Origin of the sequence: Leptospira sarikeiensis (genome assembly GCF_004769615.1) — a bacterium.
Lineage (GTDB): Bacteria > Spirochaetota > Leptospiria > Leptospirales > Leptospiraceae > Leptospira_B > Leptospira_B sarikeiensis.
In genome coordinates this window covers 40,439-65,488 of the sequence record NZ_RQGF01000008.1, presented here as the reverse complement: position 1 = coordinate 65,488, position 25,050 = coordinate 40,439, and the positions used below count along the sequence as shown (strand labels likewise).

The following is a 25,050-nucleotide window of genomic DNA, read 5'->3' as shown; positions in this document are numbered from 1 at the left end:
GGAAATTTTATATGAGTCGCTTTAGTTTTGTTTCTTGGTCTTTGATATTTGCTTGGACAATCGGTTGTGGTAGTTTTACTCCAAAACAAGAGACAAAACATTCTGATCCTAAGTTGAGTGAATTCAATAAAGAATTCGAAAAGAAGATCTATGAAGTGACTCCAGGGATTTACTCTGCGGTAGGATATGGGATCGCTAACTCCATACTGATTATAGGAAAAGACGGATTGATCATAGTAGATACTATGGATGATCGTAAGGCAGGAGAAGAAGTCTTTGCAGAATTCAGAAAAATTTCCACTCTTCCTGTAAAAGCGATCATCTATACTCATAGTCATCCGGATCATATTTTCGGTTCTGGTGCTTTTGCAAAGGACGGAAACCCTGAGATCTACGCTCACGAAACTTTAAAAACAAATGTAGAACGTCTCGCTAGTGAAACTGCTCCGATCATAAGCCAAAGAAGCGCAAGAATGTTCGGGAACTTTTTAAAAGAAGAAGAGCTGATCAACGCAGGTATTGGCCCTTTTTTGGGATACACAAAAGAAAGTAAGGCAGATTATATTCCCCCTACAAAAACGTTTAAGGACAAACTTTTAGTCAAGATCTCAGGAATATCTTTGGAACTCATCCATGCTCCCGGAGAAACGGATGACCAGATCTATGTTTTTATTCCTGAAAAAAAGACGATCTTAACGGGAGATAATTTTTATAAAGCATTCCCGAATTTATATACGATCCGTGGAACATGGTTTCGTAATTTAAAAAATTGGTATAGATCTCTGGATATCATTCGAGAGATCCGACCTGAATTTTTAGTGCCTAGCCATGGACGTCCTTTATCTGATGCTCAAATAATATATGATACAGTAACTGATTACAGGGATGCGATCCAATTTGTACATGATCAGTCTTTAAGAGGGATCAACGGGGGGCTTCATCCTGACGACTTGGTAGAATATGTAAAACTTCCGGCTCACTTGGCTAAATCTCCTTATCTTCAAGAGATATACGGAAAAGTTTCCTGGTCTGTAAGATCCTCTTTTAACGGAAACTTGGGTTGGTTTAGCGGGGATCCGGCAGAGTTACATCCCTTGCCTAGGGACAAATTTGCCGGGTTTATCTCGGAACTTGCGGGAGGAAAGGATTCCTTATTAAAATTTTCTAAAGAATACTTTAATAAACATCAGTATCAAGAGACTCTCCAGTTGACCGGTTATATTCTTAGATTAGATCCTAAGAATAAGGAAGCATTAGATCTTAGGATCTCTTCTTTAGAACGTTTGGGAGAGAAGGAAGAGAATGCGAATGCGAGACACTACTATCTCACAGAGGCCTTAGAACTAAGGGAAAAGTTCGTGGCAAAACTTCCGATCCAAGCGAGTACCGAACTCTTAAAAAAATATTCCGTATATGTGATCTTATCTGCTTTGGTCGCGAACTTAGATCCGAGATCGAGTGCAGATCTGGATCAGAAAGTGGGTTTCCAATTTAATGATACAGGAGAAGAATATACGATTCATATCCGAAAGGGAGTCGCGGAATTGAAACGTAACTTGGATGAAAATCCCGACATCTTGGTGCAACTGGATTCACTGGAATGGAAGAAGATGCTTTCTAAGATTAAGAGCCCTTTACTTACATTGCCCGGGTTTCATTATAAAAAAGGAAATTCTCTTCAATTCGCAAGATTCTTAAAGAACTTCTCACCCTTGGAGCCGAAACTCCCGTTTGAAAAACCTTAAGAATGTAGTTTCGAACTTTAAGAATTCATTCCTTTCCAGATCCAATCGAATGATTCCGAAAGTGCGGATCCTAAATCACCTTCTAATAGCCATAAATTCTTATTCATGAAGGCGTTCTTTACGTCTTCCGGAGGATTATGATGCTGCCAAAGCATTAATCCTAAAAAATAAAAACGTAATATGAATTTTCTGGCGTTTGCGATTGTCAAATTTGTTTCTTTGGAAAGCCAAACTCTAGCCAGTTCATCCATCGAATCCGAGGTGGTTCTTTTGAATTCATAAAGAAAATCATGATCCACATTACTTTCCAAAATTCCAGGAATGATCAGCCCTAAAAACATGAAGATCTCATTTTGAGAGAATTGATGGATAATTTTCTCTTTCAATTTCGCCAAGGAATAATCCTGACCCTGTAGGAGTTCCCCCAATTCTTTAAAAAAAAGATCAGCTTCCTGCAGATGTAAGGTTAAAAAGATCTCTTCTCTTGTTTTAAAATAAAAATAGATCACACCTTTGGTGACACCTGCGGCTTCAGCGATCTCTTGGGTGCTAGGAAGAGGATGTTTTTGTTTTTCTAAAAGAGTTCGCAAGGCAGTCACAATGGACTGCTTGCGGATCTCTTTTTCTTCCGGCCGTCTGGCTCTTTTTTTATCCACGTCCAGGAAACTATACTGCAGTGGACAACATCCAGTCAACCGTCTCTTGAAGCGATTTACGGATCGGCATTGGTTTCCAATGGAATTCTTTCGCTAAACGATCCGAATTATATTCCTGTTTTCTTTGAAGATAATCTTCTACGATCTCCGAATTGATCTGTCTGTCCAATCCTGTCAGAGCATGTTTAGCTGCATCTAAGTAAGGCATAACACGAACGATAAAAGAAGGTAGTTCCTTACCTGTGGTTTTTGCCTTAGGATGGATCTCCTTTACTAATTTACATACTTGAGAAACGGATAATGTCTCTCCTGTTGCGATGTATCTTCCTTTTGCGGAAGGATTTTCATACGCTAGAATATGTGCCATTGCCACATCTCTTACATCTACATAAGAGAAAGTCATTTTAGGTGCAAATGGAAGCTGTCCTTTTAAGATATCCTGGATCAATTTTAAGGAAGAAGTAGGTTGAGTGAATTGGGGACCCAAAATGGTTCCAGGTAAAACGGTAACAAGGTTCAGACCTAATTTTTCCGCAATTTCCCAAGCTAATTTTTCGGACTGTGTTTTTGAGATCGCATAAGGTTCTTTAGCAGAATCGTTCCAGGAGGATTCATTCAAAGGATTTTCACCATCTGCAATTGTTCCTACAGCAGCTATACTCGAAGTATATACGATCTTTTTTATCCCTGCTTTATGAGCTTCTTCTAATATATTTCTAGTCCCGTTGATATTCGGTTCTACAACTTCTTTTTGCGGATTTTTCGCGGTAAGGTTGAAGGCCGCCGCAACTTGGAAAAGACCGTCTTGTCCTTTAAGAGCATTTCGTAAGGATTCTCGATCTTCCAAATCCGCCGATACTAATTTTGCTCCTAACTTTCTCAGGCTTGCAGTTTTCTTTTCATCGTTCTTATTTCTCACTGCAGCGGTTACATCGTATCCCTTTTCCAGGAGAAGTTTTACTAAGGAAAATCCCAGATGCCCACTGGCGCCGGTCACTAATACTTTTTTCATGGAGTTACTACCTCTTATTATATTCTATTGGACTATAAATAATATACTAATAGTCAATTATTTTTCAAAAAGATGAATTGCTCTGTTTTGGAATTCGCTGCCAATTTGGCATATTCGAAAGAGACGTGTAATAGGGGGTTTGACTCTTTCAGATCAAAATAATTACGTGAAAGAAAAATAAGTAAGGTGAACTACTATGTTTGATAAGTGAATATTATGATATGTTAATGTAATATTTGAATGCCGCTATTTCTTTTAGCGCCTTTTGATAAGACCCGAGTGAGTTTATATCCCCTATTGGGTAATGCGTGATCTTCCTCTTATTTTAATTCTAGTTGTCTTAGCCCTTCTTGATAAAACTATGTCTTAACTTTCAATCTATTCGTATAGATGAAGTAAGGTAATTTCAAATTATAATATTTTCATGAACAAAAGTTTCATTCTATTATTACTTCTTTTTTCTATTTCCATTTTTTCTCAAGATCAGATCCCGGAATCTCCAAAAGTACAAGAGGATACTAAGGAGCTAACAAAATCGGAACAATCTGTAAGACCGGAAACACAAACGTCCGAAAAGAAGACGGATGCTATCGAGCCTAAGGAAACTTCAAAAAAAGAAGTCCAGGATGCAAAAGATACGAATGCCCCCATTGTAGAATTCGGGATCCGTATGCAGAAATCGGAATATGCACCTTATGACTACAAAGCAAATTCAAATATAGCAATGCAAAGGGTGAATTATGATTTTAATCTTACTGGAAATGTAAGAACTATCTATCCTATTTATTTAAAGTATATAAATGCAGATAGGAAATACGGATTGGAATTTCAATTTGCAGAAAATTCGCTGAATAAAGCTCGCTATTATTCTTTCGCAGGAGATCCTAGTGGGGTAAGTTTTAGCCGCAACGAAGTAGTCGATCTAGAAAGAAGGGATTATAAATTAAACTATTTGGCGTATCATTTAACTCGTTTCGGAGAGAAATTGTATTTTGGATTGGGGCTGAGAAAGATTGATCGCGCGGTTTGGGACGGATCACTTTTTTCTATATATTCAAATCGAGTGGAAACCTTAGGACCTCAATTAAGTGTTAAAAGCAATATACCTTTGTATGAGAATCTGTCTCTAAATATGAGTTTGGAATTTTACTACACCCAAGGTTCTCGTACCTTTGCTCGCCAATTCTTTTTTCCTTACTACGAAGTAGACGTTACGATCCAAAGGGAAAATACTTTGGGAATTTTTAGGGGAGTTGAATGGGATCTTTCTCTTTCTTATCTTTGGAAAGGAAAGTATAAGTTTTACTTCGGCTATAATTATAATAAGGCGAATTTTGCGAACCAAAATGCCTTAGATTATAGATTGAGCTACAATGCTACATTGGATAGTGTGAATTTATATTATAATTTACCTGAGTCTGGTAGAGAGATCATTAGGGGATATTATCTAGGTTTTTCGACAGTGCTGTAGATTGTTGGATAAAGGGGCAGGGAAAATTGAAAAAGAAATTCAAACTAAAAGCAGAAGAGATTAAGACCATTATTTCCGGTTTGGGAGCTTGTCTTGCTACCGATCAGATTACCGTAGAGGGATTGCCCGTACATTTTATGTATCGCGAAACTCCGGACAATGATATGGATAGCGGTTGGAGATTTTTTTCTGGAATGGAAAGTGAAGAGTATATTTCGGATCCGAAAAATACTTCCGTTTTCGATGTGAACACGATCGCAAATTATGATGAGTCCATTTTACCTTTCTTACATTCCGAGATCAATACAGCATTTGAAAAGGATCCTAAAACCAAAAAGTTTCATCAGGTTGATGATTTTGAGTTCCCTGAGTAGAGACCTGTTACAGTAAATCGTCTTCCAAATTTTATTTGGATTTCTGTTTTCTATACATTGCAGGAGACATTCCTGTAAACTTCACGAATTGAGAATGAAAAGTGGATTTAGAATTAAATCCTACCGCAAAACCTACATCTAATACCGAAATTTCGGATCCTTCTTCTAATCGTTTGCAAGCTTCTTGTACCCTGTATCGATTGATTAGTTCGTAAAAATTCATCCTATGAACTTCATTTAGATATCTAGAGGTCTGATGAAGATTTAAACTTAATTCTGCCGCCAAATCCACAAGCCTGAGTTCACTATCTCTATATAAATATTTGATCTCTAATAATTCTTTGAGTTTGGAATTTGCAGCCTCTATTTCTTTTGTGAGAAGGGAAGTGTTTTGATATTTCGCATTTTGAATGACTTCACTGATCTCGCTAAAGAACCCTGGATATTTTTCTCTAACGATAAATAGTAAAAGGATCATGATGCAGATTAAAGATGCACCAGATTCGAATAGAAGTTTGTTTTTTAAGAAATAAGCGGAGCCAATCATACTATTTGCGAGGACAGGAAGTAGTAAAATGAGCCAAACTAATTTGAGTTCGTAAATTTCGTATTTGCGACTTACTTTATGATACAGGTACAAGCAGAATAAAGAATAAAAGGAAACTTGTAGGCTTGCGATAAAACTCGCCATATGAGCCGCATCAAAACGGAATTCTATACTTCCTTTGATGATCTGGTTTCTTAATTCATTTCGGTCCTGTAGGAAGAAAAAACATTCGAAGATTGCAAATAATAACACCGGCCAAAAATGAATACAAACTCGTACAAGTTTATTGCGACGATTTTCTGTTTCTTCTTCATTTTGTAGAAAAGAGCGGATATAAATATAAATTAAAGGACCTACAGCTATCACGCTCGTATGCAAAAATAAAAATAGATAAGGAAATTCTAATAGGTCATCCTGTAAATACCATGAATATCTAAGAAGAATACTTCCGGTTAGGATCATGATCAGTATTAGGATCCTGTTTTTGTCCCTATTCTTCGTTAACTCTAAAAATCCGTATAAAAAAGATGCTCCTGCTCCAAATTGCAGAAATTTCAGAAAGAAGATATGCAGATATTCCATGATAAGATTTGGGCCGCAGGCTATTAGATCTTTTCCATATTTTCTGCCAAACAGATTTGAGAGAATTTTGTACGGAATCGACCCTTGAATTCCTGTTGGAACTCCAACAGGAATTTAGGCTGAAAAAATCCCTTGAAAAGGCTGCGATTTTCTGCGGAATTTTCGTTCAGAGCGATTTAGGCTATGTTCTCAGTGGTTTTTGCTCCCTGCGGCAGAGATACGAAGGGCTTTAGTCCTGGCCTTGAGGCCAGGATGAGCGCATTGCGCGAACCCGTAGTAGCTCGGTTCGAGCTTTCGCGAGAAGCCGCCCAAAATTTCCCGTTGGAGTTCCTACATAATGGTGTCCAAGTATCCGATCCGATAAGTTCGGATATCCGAACCTATGGAGAAGGTCGACGTTTCTTTTGGAATTTGCTAATCTTAGTGAATGAATTCAGAGACCTATCCTTTAGCAGTTCTTCAATTGAAAGGTTCCCAAGTCGAAATGGGAAGACAGTTCGGCGAGATCATGAATGAGATCGGACAATTCGAACCGATTTTTGATTTTTATCCTGTAATGGCAAGAAACCTACTCTTAGGAAGTTTGCCCCGCAGCCAAAGGAATTTTTTAGCGAAAGGTGTTACTTCTTTTTTGGTCAACTGGATGTCCAAAAGAATGAAGAAACATCGGCCTTCCGAATTTTCGGCTAGAACGATTGCAGCCTTGGAGGCAGCAGGGCGTTCTTCTAAGTTGGAGAAGGAACTTTTTACGATGGATGCGTTCCAAAATTCCGTCGGCTTCTTGGGAATGATCCAACTTCTTCCTGAATTGGCTCACTTGAGCCCCGCGAGAAATCCTCAAATTATTCCTGCATGCACAAGTGTTTCTGTTTGGGGAGATCAGAGTGCGGATGGTAAATTATATCATGCACGCAATTTCGATTTTCCAGGTGTGGAAGTCTGGGATAAACGCCCGATCGTTGTTTTCTGCACTCCTGAAAAAGGATTACGTTATGGTTATATAGCATGTAGGGGGGCCGATGTTCCGGGGATCACCGCGTTTAACGAAGCAGGGCTTACGATCGCTTTCCACACTCGCTTTCATAAGAAGATCGGTTTTAGCGGTTTGGGAGTGATAGACTTCGGGCATAAGATCATTTCGGAAGCTAGAAGTATAGAAGACGCAGTGAAGATCGCCAAGGACCATAAAATCAATTCTACTTGGGGGTTGATCGTTACCAATCATAATGAAAAGGGGCCTAAGGCCGCAATTATAGAGACAAATTATGGAAATGTGGATGTGGTCTACCCTAAATTAGGAAAAGATCATATAGTAAACACAAACCATTATCAAAGCGAAAAATTACAGGATGGAGAGATCATGGCGGCTCCTGTTTTCTATCATCATTGTTTGAGCCGTTTTGATAGGGCAGAACAACTTCTTTCTTCTCAAAAAAGAAAGGGGACTAGCGTGGTTGATCTTCAGAATATTTTAAATGATACCGTGGATTGTACAAGCGGAGAGATCCGGACCATGGGATCTACGATCCGCCAAATCACTTCGGTTAAATCAGTAGTGATGAGTGTAGAGGCCCGTAAAATTTACGTTTCAGTCGGAACCGCTCCTACCGGAAGCGGCCCTTATATGGAAATTCCTATGGCTTGGGGAGAGCCAGGTTATAAAGTATTGGATCTTTCCAATACCAAAAAGGCAAAGGTCACAAAACAAGGAAAGATCGACCAAGGGAAAACGGACACAGCGATAAAATATTATAAAAATGCAATGCTTATCAACGATGACCCTAAGTTGGGAGGAGTGGACGAAATTCTTTCCGAATTGAATAAGGCAAATAACTTAGCTTCCGGTAAGGACCCGTCCATTTTATTTTTGGAAGCGATCTTGTATTTAGAAAAGGGGAACCTGAATAAAGCGGCGTTTTTATTGGAACAAGCCGAAGATTTGGAAACTTCTTCTTTTAGAAAACAACAAAGTGCATTGTGGTTAGCAAGGACTCAATCGGTTTTGGGAAAACAAAGGATCGCAAATCATTTCTATGATAAGATCAGAAACTCTAAAACGGAATTTTCTACTCAGATCTGGAAACAGAAAGTTTTTCAGGACAAAGGGAAATATTCCGCAAAAAAACTCAGACAGGTCACTCCGAACTTTATCATCGTAGAAGCGAACGAACTATAAAAAGCGGGACTTCTTCTTTTATTTCTATGAAGAAGAAGTCCTATTTAATCCGGCTTAAGGTCCTGCTACGCAGCGAGCTCTAGTCGAATTGGTTTCGGTTTTAGTAGTAGTAGTAAGCTGATAGGAATTTTGAGTATATGCCTGAGTGAAAAAACTCGTGCTTGTAGATGTCCAAGTGACTAAGACACTATTCGGGAAATAATCATTTGGAAGATCTCCAACTCCGTAGCTAGGTTCTGAATGAAAGTATGCCTCTCTAGCCGATGGTAATCTCCAATCTGTCCTTCCTGCAAAATCTAAATTATTGCATGAGTCTAAAGCTTGTTGCCAGGTTAAAAAAGTAGCGGCGCCAGTACAATTCGCATCGTTCGCTTGCCCCTGTGCACATTTTTTGATGAGTAACCCGGTGCTTTCTTCTCTGATTGTTCCATCTCCTTGATCTGTGAACACGGCTTGGGGAATTTTAGGACCGGAAACGCAACGTACTTTTAAACCGGTATTTTGGTCTGATTGCCCTATACCCCCAGCTGCATACGCAGTGAATCTTCCGAAAAAAGAAGTGATCGGTGTAGAAGCCCAGTAAGAGCTTGCACCATTATTCGGAAAACTTATAGGAACAGCATTCGTTTGTGAGAAGTCTCCGAAAAAGGAAGCTTCTCTTGCAGTAGGTAATCTCCAGTTTCGACCCGCAAGAGTGAGAGAAGAACAATACTCATCTGCTGCCTGCCAGTACAAGTTTAAGGCTCCGGCTTGGCAGGTTGTTCCATTCCATGTGCTTCCGAAGGAGCATCTTTGCCAGACTAACCTGGAACTTTCTTCTAATACTGTATGCCCTCCGTCTTGGATTTGAAAGGAAAGGGGAGCCGGTGTATTCAGAAATTCCCCATCTTCTCCCGTTCCTGAACAAGCTCTTGTGCTTCCGGTAGAATCGGAACATACGGTTTGATTCGAATCCGGAACAAGGAATGGTGTTGCTGAGGCAGTGGGAGTGCTACTTAAGTTTAGTAGCATGGAAGTTTCCAAGGCATAATCCTTGGATTCAGGTGCGCAATTCCAATGACTCAATAGTAAAAGGAATAGAATATTAGAATATTTGATTTTTCTCACGTTATAGCATCCGATTTTCAATATTTTATACGGATTCTATACATTTGTGAGATAGATGAAGTCAGGTAGAAGACAAAAAATATCCCATTTTGAATGTGTTTTGGCTATTTATCTCGGATCTTATATCCTAAATGAGTAATATTATCTTTCGCTTGCGACGGATTCCCTTTCCATCCACATTCCGGAATCTTTGATGAGTTGTACAAGTCTTTCGTCTGCATCTTCGGAAGGAACATTTTTTAGAACGATCTCTTTGCCCCTATAGAGATGTACTTTTCCAGGTCCTGCTCCTACGTATCCGAAATCCGCGTCTGCCATTTCGCCTGGACCGTTTACAATGCAGCCCATTACTGCGATCTTTACACCTTTTAAATGCCCAGTTTTTTCTTTGATACGTGCAGTAGTAGTTTGCAGATCGAATAAGGTCCTCCCACAGGAAGGGCAGGAAATATATTCGGTTTTTGTAAGACGAAGTCTGGTTGCTTGGAGTATATCGAAACCTAATTGTAAGATGTTTTCAGGTTCTGAATCGACTACTTTGATCCTAAGCATGTCGCCGATCCCGTCTGTGAGCATTCCTCCGATCCCGATCGAAGATTCATAAAGAGCAGTTTCCATATCAGGATATTCCGCGCTTAAGAAGATAGGATAATCGAAGTCGCTTAGGATCCTTGCGAGCTTTCTGTAATCATGGAGAATATGAGAGGTTTGGACAGAGAATGCAACGGATTCTATACCTGCGTTTTTAAATTCGTCAGGTAGGCCTTTTAAACTTTCTATCTGATATGCTTGAACATTCAGTTCTGTGACACCTTTACCTTCTCGTTTATTCAGAAAGTCTAATAGAGAATCCCTATTTTGAAAATGGTGAAAAGGATCCACAGTCACTTTAGGGAATGGGATCAGATCCTCTATAACATCCTCAAGTAAAAGTTCGTTTTGTTCTACGATCACTCCCATTGGAACTGAGGAAGACTTACTTGCAGAAATACATTCTTCTCTCAGGAATTCGTCTGTTGGTAAAGGAACCGAAACCATTTCCAATTCTAAAGATCTGGATCTGGCATAATTTTTAAGAGAAGAAAGTTCTTGGGAAAATTTACCTTCGGACTCGAAAGGAAGGATCGTTTCTATTCGAACTGCCTGAGTTTCTCCAAGGCCTAATGTTCCTACTTGTATCGGTTTACTATAAAATCTTTGATAAGAATAAGGATTTCTAAATTCAGAATATCCGATGCTTGGGGCTTCCGGAAATCTAAGTTTATTATATTTATCCGCAAGTAACCTTGCGACTGGAACTTCGTGGATTGGATCCTCAGTCAGAGAAACTCGGATCGTATCTCCTAACCCGTCTTCCAATAAGGAACCTATACCGATTGCGGATTTAATTCTTCCGTCTTTTCCGTCTCCCGCTTCGGTGACTCCTAAATGAAGTGGATAGTCCATTTGTAGTTCCATAAATCGACTACAAAGAAGTCGATAAGCTTGGACCATGACTTGAGGATTGGAAGCTTTCATACTTACTATAATATCTTTGTAAGAAAGACTTTCCGCAATACGGATAAATTCGATCGCGGACTCCACCATACCTTGAGGAGTGTCACCGTATCGATTCATGATACGATCGGACAAGGAACCATGATTTGTTCCGATCCTCATGGAAACGCCTAACTCTTTACAACGTAAAACTAATGGGCTGAATACTTCGGAAATTCTTTCCAATTCCTCTGTGTATTCTATATCAGTATAATCTCTAACCGCGAATTTTTTCTTATCCGCAAAATTTCCTGGATTGATCCGTACTTTTTCAACCCATTCTACTGACTTCATCGCGACGCTAGGAGTGAAATGAATATCCGCCACAAGAGGGACCTTACTTCCTAGACGTTTTAATTCTTGTCGGATATTGGGAAGATTATCCGCATCCGGTTGAGAAGGTACAGTCAAACGAACGATCTCACATCCTGCCTTTTCCAATTCCAAAATTTGTCTTACTGAGTTTTCAGTATCTCTAGTATCCGCAGTGATCATGGATTGGATCCGGATCGGATTATTACCACCGATCCCTACATCTCCCACTTTTACCTCTCTGGTTTTACGACGTTGGTAGGAGAATGGGGAATGATTATAGCGGAAGTTCATTGTGGCTCTCTTATTCCATTTAGAACGAAAGCAATCGGCTGTCATTTAGGATTTTTTCGAAAAAAGAACGAACTTACGTATGTTTTTGGCATTTTGTCGGAATTCCTACTACATGGGATCCCCGACAAAAGGGCGGAGAATCTAAAAAATTGACTGATTTTGGCTATCATTCAAATTTGCAAAAATAGATCCGATATGAAGTTCCTCAAAAGTTTCCTTAATAAAATAGAATCCGTTCAGGAGGCGGAGGAATTCTTAAATTTTTCCTCCAAGATCTTATTTTGTATCGGGATCTTACAAGGGATTTTGTTCGCTTTTCTTTTAGGTTCATTAAGTACTTTTTATTTTGATCCGCTCTTGATGTTTGTCTTCGGATTAGTGATCCGTTTTTCGAGAAGCAGGACTGCCTCGGTACTTCTATTCGTTTATTCTTCTATCATTTTTATTGCGACTGGACTTAGTCTTTTGGAAATTATCGGAGGAGTGGGGAATAATCCGATCTTAGCTCTGGCTTTGTTTCTGGTTTCTATTAGGATCTTATATGCGAGTTTTAAATTTCATTTTTTAATGAAGAGTATTTTTGTTTGGAAAAACATTTGGATACGTAATTTGATCTCTATTGTTTTTGCATTTGTGACTTCGGTTATTCTTTTTATATTTTTCGTATTTCTTTCTAGATCTATAGGGATCATTCAATTGAATAATGTACAGGGCGAGATCTTATTATTTTCATTTCCGATCCTTTATATTCTACTCTTACTCCCTTTCTTTCCTTGGGCGAAAAAAAGGCCCATGTATCTTCCTTCTGAGAAGGGAGATTTAGTCGGGACCTGAATTTTATAGGTTCAATTCCGTCAAAGAAAAGCTTCTGTTTGATATCAAATAAATCGGATATTCCTCTGTAGTGCTCGTTACATGAAATGTGAGCTTTTCCTCACTTTTTTTATTTTTGATCCAAAAAACGATCCATAAAGTTAGCAACAATTTGTTGTTCAGAACATATCGGATTGAACCGCAAACTTGTATAACGTGTTCTTTGGGCGAAGTTTTGAAACCAAAGGAATTCATCAACTCACATAACACGCGTTTATTCCTGAATTTGTATTGTTCATTCCGAACTTTCCGATCAGTTCTTAAAAAACTCGGAAAATTAGAGGGCCTTCATCTTTACTGTGTAAAAAAGTTATATTGGTTAAAATGAGTTCTATAAAAATAAAAAGTTACATTATCAAAACTATCTTAAGCATATTGGTACTTTCCGAAGTTTCCTGTTCCGAAGATCCTAAAAATCTTGGTGAACTAGTAGCAGCCGCAAAATCGGTCTTAGACGGAACAAATGCGCCGGTTCCGATCCCTCCTGGAAATCCTGCTCCTCCGGGGCAACCTGTGAACGCACCTGATCTTCAAGAATCAACGATCACTAGTTTCGATATTTCGGATGAAGACGAGCTTAGTTTTTTGGGATTATTCTCTATTCAGTCGATCGATTTTGTTTTGCCGGTTCATGATAATACTACAGTTTCTGCATTCATCGGCGGAAGGAATATGGCACTGACTCCGGAGAATACAGTTATAAATTCATTCTCTCATTGGACTGTAACTGCTGGACAACTTGCGCAGCCGGGTGCAAATCCTCCTGCCTTGGTTGGACCTTCGGATCGGAAATTGAAGATCTTAATCGTGGCAAGGAATGAATTCGGGATCTCTTCCAAAGTAAAACAACTAGGACAAGGGCATTTCTGCACTGGTGCTGCGGCTCTTCCTGCTACTGTTGGAACTTGCGCTCCTGCGTGTGCGAAGGCTTCCTTAAATGGAGATACGGTAGAATTTAAATCCGAATTTGCGGTCTCTGTAGATACCTTCGATTATTTGTACACCGATATCGCTGCTAGTCAACCTATCTCTTTTTCTATTCCAGCGGCTCCACTCGGGTATTTCGACATATTTGATCCGGTCCCTCCCGGAACATATAGCGCTACAACAAGTTTGAATCGAAATAATTTTGATTATATGTGTGTAGAAATAGTATCGTATTCTTATGCGGATGGCCCCTTTCAGGACTATTTCCTTCGTGGAAGAGTGACGATTCCTTAAAGTAAAAGCGAAAGTATATATAAAATAAATAGAATATGCCGTATTGGACCATGAAAAAAATAACCGTTTGCCTTCTGATCTCAACTTTGACTTTTTATAATTGTTCCCAAGAGGGGCAATCTTTCGATCCGGTAAGTGCTTTGCTTGCAGTGATCTCTCCAAGTGGAGGAACTGGAACTCCAACAGATCCAGCGCCTCCTGGAGATGCACCTCAATGGGTTACTGCAAGTGACGCGACATTTACGAACAAGGTAGAGATCAACTGGGATCCGATCCCTGCATCCGAATATCGAGTCTTTAGAAAGTCCAGTTTTGAGTCTTCTTACCAACAAATCGGAACAACTTCCAACTCTACGTTTACGGATAATGTTTCAGATACTCAGAAATCTTTTCAATATGCAGTCCAAGCTGTCAGCTTAGAAGGTAATGTTTCCTCCATGAGTTTGTTCGATACGGGAGGGATTTCGTATAATACCGGTTGCTCCACAAAATTAAACTCCAACGGTGGGGGAGGAACTCAATTTGTCCGTTTCAAAAACGGATTTGCAGGAGGAGTTTTATCCGCTACTTCCTGGGGAAATTTACTTTTAGTCTCTAGCGGAGCGAATACATATCTTTTGAATACAACAAGAGAAGTGATCGGAGTCTGGACCGGTGTGGCTTCCAAATCGATTGTTGTAGATCCTTCGAATCGTATTTTTGCTTTAGTCGGCATGAAAGTATTCGAACTTTTCTCGGACTGTAGTCAGGCAAGTATTATTGATCTCCCTGCCGATTCGGAACCTAAAGATCTTGCAGTAGATACTTCAGGAAATCTTTATATTAGTGAGGCGAATTTCGATACTGGTACGGATCGTATTTTTAGATATTCTTCTTCCGGAAATTTATTAAAAACCTGGGATCTACCTGGAACTTTCAGAGAGCCTTACGCAATTTACATTCATCCTGCGGATGGAAGTCTACTTGTAGCGGATAACAGTAATTTCGATCTATATCAATACGATATAAGTGGAGATACTCCTGTACAACTTGCTTCTAAAGACATTTTTGTAGGACAGATCATCGATATGACTATGGTAGGGAATCAGATCATAGTAGCTATTAAGAAAAATTCTTTTCCGGATCTTGGAAATTATTTGGTGAGATTTCATAGTGGAATGTCTGGAGGATCAGTGCTCCTTCCGATCACTCCTTCCTTAAGTTCTACAGTCCAAAGTATCTCGACCGATTCAAGGACGGGAAATGTTTTTGTAGCGGATGCCGGAAGAGGCTCTGTCGTTTCTTGTTCTTCCCCGATCATGACTCCGTGCTTTCAAGATCTGATCGGTTCTTCTCCGATCCAAGTCGTGAGAGATACAAATCAGAATTTCTATATTCTTCATACGACAGGCCAGATCACGAAATTGAACGCGAATGGGGCTCAGATTTCCAGTTTTGTTCTTCCTACTTTTCAAGGATCAACAATACAAGGAACGGATATGGAAATAGGAGGGGACTCTTTATATCTCTCCGGACGGACTTCCAGCGCAAAAGTATTAATAAAAGTTAAAACGGATTTTACGGGGGCAACTACAAGTTCTCTGCCTTCGAATGTTTTTGTACCATTTACGAATCTCGCTATTTATAATAATTCATTATTCACAAGTCAGGTGGATATTGGGGATGAAGATTATTTTATGTATTTGAATTATTCTTCTCTAATAGGAGGTAGCTCAGGTACTTATATTGATAATCCTTTCCGTGAGTGGGGAATCTTTAGCACAGATGAATTAGAAGTCGATAATGTCGGAAATTTTTATCAAATGATTTTCGCGCAGAATGAAACCGATTTTTATACAGGTATCATAAAATTCGATTTAAATTCTTTAACTTGGACCAATTTATCCGGAGCTTCGAGCGTTGCATACCAACAGATTACTACGGATAAGAACGGTAAGTTGTATACTCTGGAAGGGACAGTGGGGAACGGATTTAAGATCGTAATAAGAGATTCTAACTTTACGAACTTGGGCGAAGTTGCTATTCCTACGAATCAAATATCTACAAAAGTTCTATATGTTTCGGACACAGGAGATTCGGCCTTTCTTGCCACTCCTTGGACTTTGCATAAAATTATGTTACCTTGATTTTGTCGCACAGAGATCACTGAGTGCACGGAGAAGTTCTGTTTTAGGAATTCTTCTCCACGCTAGTAACCCCTCAGTGTTCTCCGTGGCCTCTGTGCGAAATAATCTTCCTGAGAAACGAAACATATCGACCTAATCTAAATTTTCCAAAAGTAAAAAAATTCTATCTTACGAATTTGAGATCGGGGGGTGGGAAAACCGATACTTTGGGTATAGAAAATCGTTAAGATTTTTGATCCGCAGAGTGTCGCTATGGAATTTCTGGAAGCAAAAGACCAACTGGAGAATAAATCCTACCGGATCCGTCTTACAGTAGCGATCTACAGAAATAATATTTTATCCTATAAAAACGATATCGTTGTCCCTTCCGTGTATTTAAGAAGGAACGAAGCCAGGGCCCATATTCGTAAGGAAGTTACCGAACGTTTGGCTCATTCTTCTTTTTTTAGATCCCCGAGACCTGACTACGATCTGGTCCGCTATTCGGAAGAAGCTACCTGTAATACCTTTCTGAGGTACAGAATTATTAGCGGAAGTCCGAGCGAAGAAACGATCCCGAAAAGAGTCTGACTCTTTAATTGTCTTGAATTCCGAGCCAAGCTTGTAAAAACTTGACTGCGAATCCGGATTATGGCTGGCCCAGAAAAAAAGGTCATAGAAAAAAACGCCCACGGCGAGTACGTTCTGACCGCGTACGGTGAATTCTTAAGTTATTTCCATACTCATATCCAACTTTTCGGGACGATCATCTCCGCGAAAAAAATCCCGTTGAAAGAGCAGGATGCTCTTAAAACTAAAATTCGTTCTTATATCTCCACTAATGTCCAAAAGACGGATCATTTCTTTGATCAGCTTCCGCAGTTCGCTCAATTTTTAGGAATGGGTTCTCAGGAACTTTCTTCCTACATGAACCGCAACTTTTTAGGGGCCTTAAACAAGGTAAAAACGAAACTGATCGAGCAGGAATCTTCTGCAGAGCAAGTTCCTCGAAAGAAAAAATACTCTAAGATTTCGGATGAGATTTTAGAAGGTCTAGGTTTTACTTTTCCTGCGGGTCATAGATTCGAATCGGAAGAGGGAATGGTCTATCTGGTTGAAATTGCGACCGGCAAAAAAAGAGAGGCCGCTTCCTTAGGTGAAGTAGCAAGGGAAGTCGCCGCAGCAGGTGCTGCAGCAAGGCCGATCCCAGTTCCTGTTAGAAAAGGTCCAGAGACCCCTATACTCGCGGAAATATTACAAAAATATGGTGAACTATTCTCCGGAAGACCTTTGATCATGAAGGTGGAAGAATTGGAAGAAGACGATTCTTCCGTTCAAATCGGAGAAGATATTCTTTCGGATGTGGAAGATCTGCATTTCGACGGCGATTTCGGAGGAGAAACTCCGAGTTATACGGAACCTCCGGTAAGTATTCCTTTTTCTAAATATATGGACCAAGTTGGAAAAGTGAGAGTTTTCCAAAAGGCCGGACAGCTGGAAGAATATAAACGTTGGGTTGCTTCTTTACCTGTAGAAGAGAACGCGCTTGTTCAATTGCAAACTTCTTTATTAAAAGAATCCAGAGGGGAAGTTGTGGAATGGGATGGGACTCTAGGTCAATTGGGAACACGTACTGGTCTTTCAGAATCTAGGCTTAGAAAAGTTTTAGAACTAGGCCGCGACTTCTTTAGGATCCGAAGCCAATTGGAAAATTCTTGGAACAAAGCAAGGACTGCAAGTCCTGCAGTTGCGGAGTTAGTTAAAAAAGCTTGGCCTCATATTTTAAGAGTGATGGACGAGTATCCTGATTTCACTCAGATCAAAGGGAAGATGGATCAACTTCTCTCCCGTATTCCTGATGCGAGCCAGAGAAAGATCCTTTCGGACCTTTTCTTAAATCCTGTTCTCTCTATTCGTAGAAATTAATATTCAAATTTGGTTTCATGCAGAGAATGCCGAGTTCACTGAGGTGAAACGTGAATATTAATTCTTCTGTGTTCTCCGTGGCCTCTATGCGAAACTTTCGAAGTCTTCTTCTACCTAAAACATACTTGGAATCAAAATTCCGCGTAATATACAGATCGTTATTGAAAATTTGAGAATTTGATGATATACGAGACCGAGCCTTTCCCACAAGGCCCTCCCCTCCACCCGAATGCTGCGCCTAATTTATTGCAGCTTGTTTGATTTGAATTTTAACTTCGCATTTGCTCAGTTACCCTTCGGGAATCTTGGCTCCCTACTGGTCGCAAGATTGGGCGGGGGCAATTTTTTCTCGTAGGAACTCCAACAGAAATCTTCTTCTCTTCGCGGCTTCGCGTGAAAGTTGTTTTCAGAATTTTTTAAGTTCACGATAAGGCGCTAAGTTTATTTCCCTAATTCCTAACTCCGTGGCCTCTGGCCTCTGTGCGAAATAGAAAATTCAATCCAGAACAGAATCTTTCAAGACTGCACTTCTACCGTCTTCTTTTTTGATCTGCCAGAAGATAAAGCTGGATGAAAGAGTGATCAGCCCCATGCATACGAATGTGCTTTTGAAAGACAAAAGCATATTTGTAGGCTCCTTTCCGAATAGATCGGTGAATCCTTCTAATGCCGCCGCTCCACAGGCGACCCCCATTCCCATTGCCAACATTTGTACCATAGAAAGGATTGTGTTCCCGCTACTTGTGAAATTTCCTTCCAGATCCTTTAAAGTGAAAGTGTTCATCGCAGTGAATTGAAGTGAGTTAAAGGCTCCGAAACAAAATAATTGTAAGGAAAGAAGCCACCAAATATCTGAAGAATCCAACCAAAAGAAACTACTCATGCTGAATCCGATCAGAATGGTGTTTGTTGCGAGAACATTCCTGTATCCGAATTTATAGATGAGGAACGGAGCGAATCTTTTGATCCCGATCCCTGCAGCAGCCATTGGAAGAAGCATAAGCCCCGCGCGAAAAGGAGAATATCCCATATTCACTTGTAGGAACAGAGGAACTAAGAATGGCATGCTGGAGCTTCCCAAACGAGAGAATAGATTGCCAAGCAAACCAATGCTCAAAGTAGGAATGGAAAAAATTTTAGGAGAAAATAATGGTTTAGGATTTCTGGAGGCATGGATCCAGTAGCCTGCGATGCTCGCCAAACCGAAGATCATCAAGAGTAAGATGCCTGCTCTTCTTAAACCTAAACTATAACCTGCATCCATCGCCAAAGAAACGGAGACCATTCCGAATGCGAGAAGCAGATATCCGGTCCAATCGAAAGAAGAAGATTCGGCTTCAGGATCTCCTTTCATATAGATCGAGGCAGCGATCCCTCCTATGATCCCTACAGGAATATTGATCAAAAAAATCCAATGCCAAGAGGCAACTTCTACAAGCCATCCTCCAAGAACAGGACCTATGAGTGGACCCAAGAGTCCTGGGGTTGCTACGAAACTAATCGCTTGTAAGAATTGATCATGAGGAACGGAACGAAGAAGAGCAAGTCTTCCTACGGGAAGTAAAAGTGCTCCTCCCATTCCTTGCAGGATCCTTGAAAGAACAAGTTGAGTTAGATTTTGGGAAAAAGCGCAGAATAAGGAACCGGTTGCAAATAACGCGAGCGCTCCGATGAAAACTTGCCTGACCCCGAATTTGTCGGAGATCCAACCGGAAGCCGGAATGATCATTGCCATGGTCAATAAGTAGGCGACCACAACGGATTGCATTTTGAGAGGACTTGTTTGAAGATTTTTCGCAATTCCCGGTAATGCGGTGTTGACTATGGTTCCATCTAGGGTTTGCATAAAAAAGCCGCAAGCGACTAGCCATAGAAGAGCCCGACTTCCTTTTGATTCCGTTGTCATTGTTAGTTAGACGTTGATTCCATAAATTTCATGATCGAATTAAGGAAGAAGCCGGAACGCAGATTCATTTGTAGGAGCTCCTACACGCGGATTCCGGAAAAATTCCTCTTGAAGGAAAAATGAAAATCTGCTATGGAGATTTTTCTCGAGAAGCAAGCGTACCACCGCACCGGCCCCCACCCAAAGAAGGGTGGGGAATACCTTTTGCACGAAAAAGGTCCCGTTGCATAACAGAATCTCTATTTTCTATTTTTCGTCGCTTTGCTTGGCTCTCGTACTATAACTCAGAGACTATTTTACTCTCTTAGGCTTCACAAAATCCGGATTATAAGCCGGATCTAGGTCTTCAGCCCTTCCTTCCCCCAAAAAGATCGTTTTCAAAGTAAGCACTCGCAAATTTACTGGTCTAAGAATCGGGCATTTGCTACAAAATTCAGCCAAACATCGCGTTTTGCGTCTTCGCATTCCGTGGATAGGGGCGAAGCAATGTCCCGAATCTATTACCAACCCTAAAGAGGAACCTTAGCGGATGTTAAACCTTGACGAACAGTTGCGGATCCAAAAGTACTTGGAGGAAAACGGTCTATACGACAGGTCCTTCGAGCGCGATAACTGCGGAGTAGGCTTCGTCGCTTCTTATAAGGGCGAGTCCAATCACCGAGTTGTATCTATGGGTTTGAAGGCGGTTGCCTGCCTTACTCACCGTGGAGCCGTAGACGCCGATATGCAAACCGGAGACGGCGCCGGGATCATGATCCGTATCCCTAAGAAACTGTTTGCGAAATACATCGAGGAAATGGGACACAGACGCCCGGACGAAGATTCCATCGGTGTAGGGATGGTGTTCCTTCCAAGAGAAGATATAGATAAACAAGATGTTTGTCGCAGTCTTATCGAATCAGCACTTATGCAATTCAACTTCAAGCTTTATGCTTGGAGATATGTTCCTGTAAATCCGGAAGTTTTAGGGCCGAAGGCAAACTCTTCACGTCCTCAGATCGAACAAGTTTTGATCGGAAAACCGGATGGAATGTCCAATGAGGACTTCGAGACCAAATTATTTCTGATCCAAAAGAAAGTGATGAGAGATGCTCTGAAACTTTCTATGAGCGAAGATTTTTATATCTGTTCTTTCTCTTCAGAAAGGATCGTGTTCAAAGGATTATTCAACGGAAACCAAGTCTCTCAATTTTATGAAGATCTAAAAAGTGAGGAAATGGTTTCTCCTTATTGTATCTTCCACCAAAGATATTCTACGAATACATTCCCAAGTTGGGCGCTTGCTCAACCTTTCCGTATTCTCGCACATAACGGTGAGATTAATACGATCGTAGGAAATAGGATTTGGATGCTCGCTAGAGAAGAAGAGCTCGCCTGCGAAAAATGGGGAGAGTTCCAAAAAGAGATCCATCCTATTATTCGACCACATTTATCCGACTCTGCAAGTTTGGATAATGCGATGGAAGCGATCGTACGTTCCGGAAAAGACGTACTTCACGCGAAAGCGATGCTTATTCCGAATGCATGGAGTAAGAACGTTCAGATGTCCGAAGGACTGAAAGCATTCTACGAATACAATAACACATTGACCGAGCCATGGGACGGACCTGCTGCTCTCGCATTCGCGGAAGGAGATTGGGTCGGTGGAAGTTTGGATAGAAACGGACTTCGCCCTGCAAGATATGTGATTACAGAAGACGGACTCGTAGTTATGGGTTCCGAGACTGGACTTGTTCATATCGACGAAGAGATTATCACTAAAAAAGGAAGATTGGGACCGGGCGATATGCTCGCGATCAACCTGAAAGAAGGAAAGATCTACTTCAACGAAGATGTGAACGCATTCTTCGAGAAAAAATACGATTATAGAGAATGGTCCAAAGAGAATGTAGAATATCTGGACCAAACGATCGACGAGTCTATTGCTCAAACCGTAACTTATACCGGAGACGAGCTAAGAAGAAGACAGATCCTTTTCGCATATTCTCCTTATAAACAAAAAGCGGTGATCAAACCTCAGGCGCTTGCAGGAAAAGAAGCGATCGGTTCCATGGGAGATGATACTCCTCTTTCTATCCTAATGCTTTCTCGTATCGGATTGTATACTTACTTCCGCCAGAGATTCGCTCAGGTTACCAATCCTCCGATCGACTATTTAAGAGAAAAAGGTGTTACCTCTCTTTATACTCGTTTAGTGAAGAAGACGAATTTATTCGCAGATGAAAAACCTCAGAACTGTCTCGTTCTATCTCATCCGTATCTGACGAATCTCGGATTACAAAGAATTCGGGATAAGGATGGGAAACAATACAAGGTTGTGACCCTAGATGCAACCTTCGAGGCTCATCATGAGGAAGGCGCTGCCAGAAATTATCTAGAGCTCGCTTTGGATAAATTACTTGCGGATGCAGTGAAGGCTGCTGAATCCGAAGTGAATATCCTCATTCTTTCGGATAAAAAACTGAACAAAGACCGCGCGCCGATCCCTATGGAATTGGCCGTTGCTGCAGTCCATAATCACTTGATCCGTAATAAAAAACGTGCGGCGACTAGCATTCTTGTGGAAACAGGATCTGCATTCGAAATTCATAATGTGGCTGTTCTTTTAGGTTACGGAGCTTCCGGAGTAAACAGTTATCTGATCTGGGATACTCTTCACGATCTTTGGACCAAAGGTGATTTTGATTCAGAAGACGGAACTCGTCCTTCTTTTGCTTCTCTTTGCGCGAATTATCGCGCGGGGGTAGACGACGGACTTATGAAGATCATGTCCAAGATGGGAATTTCCATCATGTCTTCCTATGTAGGTGGACAGGTTTTCGAAGCAATCGGTCTTTCTAGAACTTTGATCTCTAAATACTTCCCGGGAACTTATTCCAGAATTTCCGGGATCGGTATCGGCGGGATCGAGCAGAATATTCTTAGAAACCACGACTCTGCATTTAACAAAGAAATTAATCCTGAGGATTTCGTTTCTGAAAAGGACGACCAACCTCATAGATGGTCTCCTAAAGTCGTAAAATTCATCCGCAAAGCTGCGGTGGATAATGACTACGAAGCGTTCTTGGAAGCTTCCAAGCTGATGGAAGAAAGTGATCCGATCAATATTAGAGATCTTTTCGATTTCGTGGATCGTTCTCCTGTTCCGATCGAAGAAGTGGAAACAGTTTCTGAGATCCAGAAACGTTTCCTAACTCCTGGTATGAGCCATGGAGCACTTTCTATCGAAGCACATACGGATCTTGCAATTGCTATGAACCGTCTTGGAGCAAAATCTTCCTCCGGAGAAGGTGGAGAAAATCCATCTCGTTACGTTGTGGATGAGAAGGGCGATCTTGCTAATTCTTCCATCAAACAAGTGGCTTCCGGAAGATTCGGTGTGACCTCAGAGTATCTCAACTCCGCAAAAGAATTGGAGATCAAGATCGCTCAGGGTGCAAAACCGGGAGAAGGCGGACAACTTCCAGGGAAGAAGAATAACGAGGAGATCGCGACCAATCGTCATACTCCTCAGGGGATCGATTTGATCTCTCCTCCTCCTCACCATGATATTTATTCTATCGAGGATCTATCTCAGCTGATTTACGATTTGAAGCAGGCGAACCATACTGCTCAAGTTTCCGTAAAATTAGTATCCGAAGCCGGGGTAGGAACAATCGCTGCGGGTGTTGCGAAAGCAAACGCTGACGTGATCCTGATCTCTGGACATGTGGGAGGAACTGGAGCTGCGTCTCTTACTTCCATCAAACATGCAGGATCTCCTTGGGAATTAGGTCTTTCCGAAACACATCAAGTTTTAGTAATGAATGGTCTACGTGATCGTATCGTTCTCCGTACTGACGGCGGTATCGTTTCCGGAAGGGACGTGATCATCGCTGCGTGTTTAGGTGCGGAAGAATACGGGATCGGAACAGCTTCTCTCGTGGCTCTGGGTTGTATCATGGCAAGAAAATGCCATCTAAACAATTGTCCTACAGGTATCGCTACCCAGGACATGAAGTTCAGAGCGAAATACAAGGGTTCTCCTGACCAAGTTGCGAACCTAATGACACTTCTTGCAATGGAAGTGAGAGAATATCTCGCTAAATTGGGCTTCCGTTCCATGGACGAGATCATCGGAAGAACTGATCTTCTGAAACAGATCACTCGTTATGAGCAAGACCGTTTAGATTCACTTGACTTGAATCCGATTTTAGTTCGTCTTCCACTTCTTTACGATCCTAAGAAGAAAAAAGACAGATTCGTTAGAAGAGAAGCTGTCGGAGAAGTTTTAGACGATCGTATCTTAAAAGATGCTGAGCCTGCTTTGGAAGGAAAAACTTCCATGTCTCTTTCTTATTCGGTTAAGAATACGAACAGAACAGTAGGTGCGAAAGTTTCCGGGATCATTGCTCGTAAATACGGAGCAAAAGGTCTTCCTGGAAAACTGGAGATCATTCTGGAAGGAACTGCAGGACAATCCTTGGGCGCTTGGCTTGTGAAAGGTGTACAAATCACTCTTCACGGGGATGCAAACGACTACGTAGGAAAAGGACTCTGCGGTGGAACCATCGTGATCCGCAAACATCGTCGTTCCAAATTGAAACCATACGAGAACGTGATCATCGGTAACACTTGTCTTTATGGGGCAACTTCCGGAAAACTTTTCAGCTCAGGAAGAGCAGGAGAAAGATTCGGTGTAAGGAACTCCGGAGCGGACGCTGTAGTAGGCGGCGCAGGGGACCACTTCTTGGAATACATGACAAGCGGGACCATCGTATGCCTTGGAACCGTTGGGAAAAATATGGGAGCCGGTATGACCGGAGGAAATGCATATTTCTTCCAAAAAGATTGGGAACTCGAACCTTTAATTAACAAAGAATACGTGAAAATCGTGGATCTTGAAAATGAAGATTACGAAATCATAAAGTCTTTGATTACGGAGCATACTAAGTTGACCGGATCTGATCTTTCAGAAGAGATCCTGAAAACTTGGGAAAATTCCAAAAAGTATTTTGTGAAGGTGACTCCTAAATAAAAGAATTCGGGGAAAATTTTTCCGATCTGAATGAAGGGCAAGGTTCCAAGGTTCGATTGATTTCGAGCTTAAAAGACCTTGCCCTCATTGTTTACGGATGATAGACTGGTTCTAACATCCGTTCTCGCTTACTTGAAAGGAAAGAAAACGAATTGTTACGAGTGCATATAATTCTGGCCTTTGTGGCAAC

The 25,050-nt window shown here is 41.0% G+C and carries 16 protein-coding genes; 10 read left to right on the top strand and 6 right to left on the bottom strand.

The genetic code is table 11. The features are described from left to right. Positions 1–11: 11 nt before the first annotated feature. Positions 12–1,745 (top strand): alkyl sulfatase dimerization domain-containing protein, encoded by a 1,734-nt coding sequence (locus tag EHQ64_RS02620; protein WP_135647952.1) that lies wholly within the window; start codon positions 12–14, stop codon positions 1,743–1,745. A 17-nt stretch (positions 1,746–1,762) separates the two neighbouring features. Here the strand turns inward: EHQ64_RS02620 and EHQ64_RS02615 are convergent, their stop codons facing one another. Both EHQ64_RS02615 and EHQ64_RS02610 read right to left on the bottom strand, forming a co-directional pair. Further along, the gene (locus EHQ64_RS02615; protein ID WP_135647951.1) at positions 1,763–2,401 is read right to left on the bottom strand and encodes a TetR/AcrR family transcriptional regulator; all 639 of its coding nucleotides are present in this window, start codon (positions 2,399–2,401) and stop codon (positions 1,763–1,765) included. 10 nt (positions 2,402–2,411) lie between these two features. Further along, the gene (locus tag EHQ64_RS02610) at positions 2,412–3,413 is read right to left on the bottom strand and encodes an SDR family NAD(P)-dependent oxidoreductase (RefSeq protein ID WP_135647950.1); all 1,002 of its coding nucleotides are present in this window, start codon (positions 3,411–3,413) and stop codon (positions 2,412–2,414) included. Between the two features lie 424 nt (positions 3,414–3,837). Between EHQ64_RS02610 and EHQ64_RS02605 the strand changes: the two genes are divergently transcribed. Continuing rightward, the gene (locus tag EHQ64_RS02605; protein ID WP_135647949.1) at positions 3,838–4,884 is read left to right on the top strand and encodes an LA_2444/LA_4059 family outer membrane protein; all 1,047 of its coding nucleotides are present in this window, start codon (positions 3,838–3,840) and stop codon (positions 4,882–4,884) included. Positions 4,885–4,910: 26 nt separating this feature from the next. Then, a complete protein-coding gene (locus EHQ64_RS02600) occupies positions 4,911–5,258 on the top strand; it encodes a DUF2185 domain-containing protein (RefSeq protein ID WP_135647948.1) in 348 nt (115 codons plus the stop codon). 31 nt (positions 5,259–5,289) lie between these two features. Here the strand turns inward: EHQ64_RS02600 and EHQ64_RS02595 are convergent, their stop codons facing one another. Further along, positions 5,290–6,387: an AraC family transcriptional regulator gene (locus EHQ64_RS02595; protein WP_135647947.1), complete on the bottom strand. Its 1,098-nt coding sequence runs from the start codon at positions 6,385–6,387 to the stop codon at positions 5,290–5,292. 427 nt (positions 6,388–6,814) lie between these two features. On the opposite strand from EHQ64_RS02595, the gene EHQ64_RS02590 reads away from it, so the two are divergent. Continuing rightward, a complete protein-coding gene (locus EHQ64_RS02590; RefSeq protein ID WP_246048533.1) occupies positions 6,815–8,563 on the top strand; it encodes a C45 family autoproteolytic acyltransferase/hydrolase in 1,749 nt (582 codons plus the stop codon). Positions 8,564–8,617: 54 nt separating this feature from the next. Here EHQ64_RS02590 and EHQ64_RS02585 read toward each other — a convergent pair whose 3' ends face one another. Both EHQ64_RS02585 and ispG read right to left on the bottom strand, forming a co-directional pair. Further along, positions 8,618–9,670 carry an Lcl C-terminal domain-containing protein gene (locus EHQ64_RS02585; protein ID WP_246048531.1) on the bottom strand — a complete coding sequence of 351 codons (1,053 nt, stop codon included), beginning with the start codon at positions 9,668–9,670 and terminating at the stop codon, positions 8,618–8,620. A gap of 141 nt (positions 9,671–9,811) precedes the next feature. After that, on the bottom strand, positions 9,812–11,812 hold the full coding sequence (gene ispG / locus EHQ64_RS02580; protein WP_135647946.1) for a (E)-4-hydroxy-3-methylbut-2-enyl-diphosphate synthase: 2,001 nt from the start codon (positions 11,810–11,812) through the stop codon (positions 9,812–9,814). Positions 11,813–12,007: 195 nt separating this feature from the next. Here ispG and EHQ64_RS02575 point away from each other — a divergent pair, with 195 nt between their 5' ends. The 5 genes from EHQ64_RS02575 (at position 12,008) to EHQ64_RS02555 (ending at position 17,937) form a co-directional block, all read left to right on the top strand. Continuing rightward, the gene (locus tag EHQ64_RS02575; RefSeq protein WP_135647945.1) at positions 12,008–12,646 is read left to right on the top strand and encodes a hypothetical protein; all 639 of its coding nucleotides are present in this window, start codon (positions 12,008–12,010) and stop codon (positions 12,644–12,646) included. Between the two features lie 363 nt (positions 12,647–13,009). Continuing rightward, positions 13,010–13,906 (top strand): hypothetical protein, encoded by an 897-nt coding sequence (locus tag EHQ64_RS02570; RefSeq protein ID WP_246048530.1) that lies wholly within the window; start codon positions 13,010–13,012, stop codon positions 13,904–13,906. Between the two features lie 50 nt (positions 13,907–13,956). After that, positions 13,957–16,032, top strand: coding sequence for a hypothetical protein (locus EHQ64_RS02565; RefSeq protein WP_135647944.1), 2,076 nt, complete (start codon positions 13,957–13,959; stop codon positions 16,030–16,032). A gap of 252 nt (positions 16,033–16,284) precedes the next feature. Beyond that, complete coding sequence (locus EHQ64_RS02560) at positions 16,285–16,602, top strand: hypothetical protein (protein ID WP_135647943.1); 318 nt, start codon at positions 16,285–16,287, stop codon at positions 16,600–16,602. Positions 16,603–16,662: 60 nt separating this feature from the next. After that, complete coding sequence (locus tag EHQ64_RS02555) at positions 16,663–17,937, top strand: hypothetical protein (RefSeq protein ID WP_135647942.1); 1,275 nt, start codon at positions 16,663–16,665, stop codon at positions 17,935–17,937. Positions 17,938–18,433: 496 nt separating this feature from the next. Here the strand turns inward: EHQ64_RS02555 and mdtD are convergent, their stop codons facing one another. Further along, positions 18,434–19,843, bottom strand: a complete 1,410-nt coding sequence (gene mdtD / locus EHQ64_RS02550; protein ID WP_135647941.1) for a multidrug transporter subunit MdtD — start codon at positions 19,841–19,843, stop codon at positions 18,434–18,436. Between the two features lie 529 nt (positions 19,844–20,372). Here mdtD and gltB point away from each other — a divergent pair. Further along, positions 20,373–24,860, top strand: coding sequence for a glutamate synthase large subunit (gene gltB, locus EHQ64_RS02545; protein WP_135647940.1), 4,488 nt, complete (start codon positions 20,373–20,375; stop codon positions 24,858–24,860). The last annotated feature ends 190 nt before the right edge of the window (positions 24,861–25,050 follow it).